Annotated in this window: 6 protein-coding genes; 2 read left to right on the top strand and 4 right to left on the bottom strand. The window is 75.6% G+C overall.

Annotation, left to right across the window (positions count from 1 at the left end):
* The 4 genes from HLB15_RS22520 to HLB15_RS22535 form a co-directional block, all read right to left on the bottom strand.
* On the bottom strand, positions 1-1,098 hold a 1,098-nt coding region (locus tag HLB15_RS22520), incomplete at its 3' end, for a sacsin N-terminal ATP-binding-like domain-containing protein (protein ID WP_376699422.1).
* The gene (locus HLB15_RS22525) at positions 1,095-1,925 is read right to left on the bottom strand and encodes a DUF3027 domain-containing protein (RefSeq protein ID WP_171108854.1); all 831 of its coding nucleotides are present in this window, start codon (positions 1,923-1,925) and stop codon (positions 1,095-1,097) included. The genes HLB15_RS22520 and HLB15_RS22525, both read right to left, overlap by 4 nt.
* A gap of 23 nt (positions 1,926-1,948) precedes the next feature.
* Positions 1,949-2,323 carry a cold-shock protein gene (locus tag HLB15_RS22530; protein ID WP_171108855.1) on the bottom strand — a complete coding sequence of 125 codons (375 nt, stop codon included), beginning with the start codon at positions 2,321-2,323 and terminating at the stop codon, positions 1,949-1,951.
* A 169-nt stretch (positions 2,324-2,492) separates the two neighbouring features.
* Positions 2,493-3,224 carry a TetR/AcrR family transcriptional regulator gene (locus HLB15_RS22535; protein WP_171108858.1) on the bottom strand — a complete coding sequence of 244 codons (732 nt, stop codon included), beginning with the start codon at positions 3,222-3,224 and terminating at the stop codon, positions 2,493-2,495.
* A gap of 121 nt (positions 3,225-3,345) precedes the next feature.
* Here HLB15_RS22535 and HLB15_RS22540 point away from each other — a divergent pair, with 121 nt between their 5' ends.
* Together HLB15_RS22540 and HLB15_RS22545 are read left to right on the top strand one after the other, a co-directional pair.
* Positions 3,346-4,266, top strand: coding sequence for an NAD-dependent epimerase/dehydratase family protein (locus HLB15_RS22540; RefSeq protein WP_171108861.1), 921 nt, complete (start codon positions 3,346-3,348; stop codon positions 4,264-4,266).
* Between the two features lie 42 nt (positions 4,267-4,308).
* Positions 4,309-4,547 (top strand): hypothetical protein (locus HLB15_RS22545; RefSeq protein ID WP_171108863.1); only part of this gene is annotated, 239 nt, incomplete at its 3' end.

Below are 4,547 nucleotides of genomic sequence, written 5' to 3' on the forward strand. Positions count from 1 at the left end.
CTCGCCGAGCAGCGCCGCGTACGCCCGGCCCGCCTCGGCGGCGACCCGGTCGCTCGTCGCCCCCGGCAGCACGCCGCGCCGCCCCGGGTCCACGGGGAACGACGCGACGAGCAGCGCGGGGAAGGAGAGACGCACGTCGGTCGGGGTCGGTGCGTGCAGCACGCCGGGCGTCGGGCGGCCGCCGGTGGGCACCGCCCACAGCACCGACCACTCGGTGCGGCGTTCCTCGGCGGGCAGCGCGTCGTCGGGCGCGAGCGGACCGGACGCCCTGCGCACGTGCCAGCGTGCGGCGACATCGCTCAGCACGCGTGCAGAACCCCGCTGACCTGCGAACTCGTCCTCGACGACCACCTCGGCGAGGGCCGGCAGCGCGAGCAGCAGGGCGTCGTCGAGCGCGGTGAGCTGCGCACTGACGGCGGCCGCCGCCCCGTCGTCGCGCAGCGCGAGCTCGACGACGGTGTCGGTCTCGTCGTCCGCCGTGCCGTCCGCCGGATGCGGCAACCGCAGCACGGGCAGGGCGCTCCCCCGCCCCCGCGCGACCTCACGGACCCGCTCCCACCCGGGCCCGGCAGCGTCGGCCCCGGTAGCGTCGGGCGTCAGACCCAGGTGGGTGCGCGTCGCCGCCAGCGAGAAGCGGACGCCGCCCGTGCGGGACCGGAGCAGGATGTCGTCGGACACCGCACGGACCGCCGCGAAGCCCACGCCGAACCGGCCGACGGCGGCCACCCCGCCCGAGGCACCCGCCCCGTCGGCCCCGGCCCCGACGACGGACGGCCCGGCGCCGGACTTCGCCGACGCCCGCAGCGACGCCAGCGACGCCACGCCCTCGGCGTCCAGCGGTGCCCCGGTGTTCGCGGCGACCAGCCGCCAGCCGTCGCCGGAGGACGTCAGGCGCAGCACCAGCCGGCCGGGGACGCCCGCGCGCGCCGCGGCGTCGGCGGCGTTCTGCGCGAGCTCGACGACGACGCGGTCGCGGTAGTACCCGCGGGCGTGGTCGTCCTCCCCGTTCGCGTCCTCGCGGAACCGGGTGGGGGACGCGAGCCACGCCTCGGTCACCGCGCGCCGCAGCGCGCCGGTGCCGAACGGGTCGGGGGTCACTCGGCCGTGTCGCCCTGTGGGCCGTCGTCCGCGGCCGGGACCTGCTCGATCTCGTTCTCGTCGATGAGCGGCGCCGGGGCGGGCCACTCGGTCGGCTGCTCCTCGACGTCGGTCTCCGAGTGCGCGCCGCAGCCGTGGTCGAGGGAGACGACCTTGCCGTCGTCGGGCGACCACTCGTTGGCGCACACGCCGAAGAGCTGGCCCATCGAGCCGGAGAGCGGGATGAGGAACGCGCAGGTCATGCACTCGGCGGCCGCGGCGACGGAGCCCGCCGTCGTCGGGCCGCGGGAGCCGCGGTACCAGCGCTCCGCGGCCTCGGCACGGCCCTGCGGGGACAGCACGCGGGCGCGGGCGAGGGCGAGCTCCTCGATGGCGACCTCGTCCACCTCGGGGTCGCCGGTCGGCGTGTAGCCGGGCTCGAGGCGCGGGTCGTCCGGGCGGAACGGCAGCACGTCGCCGGGGCCGACGTCGCCGGGACGCAGGCGCTCCGCCCACGGCAGCCACGCGGGGGCGAGGACGGCCTCCTCGCCCGGCAGCAGCTCGACCTCGCTGATGGTGGCGGTGCGACCGCGCGGCACGCGGGCCACGGTGACCGTCCAGTGCCAGCCGCGGTAGCCCTTCATGGTCGCCGCGAACCGGTGCGAGGCGACGCGCTCGTCCTCGAAGACGGTGCCGAGGTGGTCCCCGACGTCCTCCGGGTGCTCCGCGACCTCCTGGGCCGCGGCGCGCGCGAGCTCGACCGCGCCGTTGAGCACGGCGTCGCGGCTGGTGCGTGCGGTGACCCGCCGGGTGGACGTGCGTGCGGCGGGCGCGATGGTCGTCACCATGTTCCTCGGGACCTCGTGGGTGTTCAGGCGTCGAAGTCGTCTGCGACCTTGCGCAGCAACTTGGCGAGCGTCTCCGTGTTCTTCGGATACCGCCCCTTGCGCAGGTCGTTCGCCACGCGGTCCAGCATCTGCGTGAGGTCCCCGACGATCACTGCCATGTCGACGGGGTCCTTGCGCCTGGCCTTCGCGACCGACGGCGCCGCGTCGAGCACCGTGACGGCGAGCGCCTGCGGACCGCGGCGGCCGTCGGCCACCCCGAAGTCCACCCGCATGCCGGGCTTGGGCACGACGCCCTGAGGCAGCGCGGAGGCGTGCAGGAACACCTCGCTGCCGTCCTCGCTGGCGATGAAACCGAAACCCTTGTCGGTGTCGAACCACTTGACCTTGCCGGTAGGCACTGCGACCTTCTTCTGTGCTTGTCGATACTGCTCGTGGAACTGCTCAGGGCGGGCAGGGCTGCTGCGACGTCGCGCGCCACCTCTGACCGAAGGACAAGGTTACCGGGCAGAACCGCGCCACGTCGCATGCATTCGCGCGGGGCGAGCCGTCGCGCGCGTCGCGGAGCGGTCAGACGGCCATCCCGAGGTCGGCCGCAAACCGTGCCGCGACCTCGTCGACCCAGCCCGCCGTGTCGGACACGGACCCGACCAGGTGGCCGAACAGCTCGAACGAGATGGTCCCGAACAGCGTGGTCCAGGCCACCAGGACGCGTCGGAGGGTCTCGGCGAACGCGTCGTCGGCCAGCACCTCGGCGCCGACGAGGTCGTGCTCGGCGAGGTAGTCGAGCGCCGGCGCCACGATCCCCGGCCCGTCCGCGGTTCCCGCAGGCACGACGACGGGGCGCGCGCCCGCGGCGAACGCGTCGCCGGCGATCCGCACGAGCACGCTGATGACACGCGTGGCGGGTCCGACGGTGGAGCGCGGCGCCGCGTAGCCGGGCACGGGCGTGCCGTACAGCAGGCTGAACTCGGCCGGGTGCGCCACCGACCACTCCCGTGCGGCGCGGAACGCGGCCGACCAGCGCGCCGCGGTGTCGGCGCGGTCGGCGACGGCGGCCTCCGCGGACTCCACCGCCGCCCCGAGCTCGTCGTACGCCTCGACGAGGAGCGCGGTGAGCAGGGCGTCCCGGCTCGGGAAGTACCGGTACACGGCCGAGGACACCATCTCGACGTCCCGGGCGACGGCCCGCAGCGAGAGCCCGGCGGCACCGTCGACGGCGAGACGGGCGCGCGCGGCGTCGAGGATCTCACGCGTGATCGTCTCGCGCGCCAGGGCGCGGGCGGTGCGGGCAGGGCTCATGCGCCCAGGGTGCCATGAGAGAGCGTCGGCCTCAAACGAGAGCACCGCTCTTGTTTTCCTCGTGCGGCCGTGCGAGGCTGACGTTGACAGAGAGCACCGCTCTCAGATTGGAGCAATGATCATGACCGATCGCCACCTCGTCGTCGGCGCGGGCCCCGTCGGCCGCCACGTCGCCGCCCTGCTCGCCGCCCGCGGCTCGGACGTCACGGTCGTCAGCCGGTCCGGCCGCGACACCGGGATCGACGGCGTCCGGCACCTCACCCTCGACGCCTCGGACGCCGACGCCCTCGCGCGGGCCGCCGAGGGCGTCGACCACCTCTACAACGCCGCCAACCCGCCCGACTACACCCAGTGGGAGCGGGTCTGGCCGCCGCTCGCGGCCTCCCTCCTGACCGCTGCCGAGCGCTCCGGCGCCGTGTACGCGATCACGGGCGCGCTGTACCCCTACGGCCCCGTCGACGGGCCGATGACGGAGGACCTGCCCGACGTCGCGACCGACCACAAGGGGCGGATGCGCGCCAGGATCTGGGCCGAGGCGAAGGCCGCGCACGACGCGGGCCGCGTGCGCGCCGTCGAGGTGCGCGCGTCCGACTACATGGGTCCGGGGATCGGCCGCAACGGGCACATCTCGATCCAGGTGCCGGAGGCGGCGCAGGGTCGGCCCGTGCGGATGTTCGGCCGCACCGACGTGCCGCACACGTTCACCGACGTCGGCGACGTCGCCCGCACGCTCGTCGCGGCCGCGGAGGACCCGGGCGCGCACGGCCGTGTCTGGCACGTGCCGAGCAACCCGGCGGTGACCCAGGCGCAGGCACTCACCGACGTGCTCGCCACGCTCGGCAGGCCCCCGGTCGAGATCTCGTCCCTCGGCGGCGCGGAGCTCGCCGCCGCGGCCGAGCAGTCCCCGTTCCTGCGCGAGGTGCAGGAGATCATCTACCAGTGGGAGCGGCCGTACGTGCTGGACGACACCGCGGCCCGCGAGCGGTTCGGCATCGAGCCGACGCCGTGGGAGGAGGTCTGCCGCCGCACCGCGCAGGGCTGACCCCCTGACGAGAGAAGGGCCGACGCGCGTAGCATCGTCAGGATGGCCTCCTCGCTCCCCGCAGCGCCGGCGGCGACACCGCGGCACTTCGCCGACGACCTCCGGCAGCGCTCCGACGCCGCGCTCGCCGCGCTCCTGCGCGCCCGTCCCGACCTCGCCACCCCCTCCCCCTCGACGCTCCGGTCGCTCGCCGCCCGGGCGTCGAGCCGCAGCTCGCTCGAGCGCGCGCTCGCCCGCGCGGACGCGCTCACCCTGCGCGTCCTCGAGGCCGTGCTCGCGCT

It is taken from the genome of Promicromonospora citrea (assembly GCF_013004695.1).
GTDB lineage: Bacteria > Actinomycetota > Actinomycetes > Actinomycetales > Cellulomonadaceae > Promicromonospora > Promicromonospora citrea.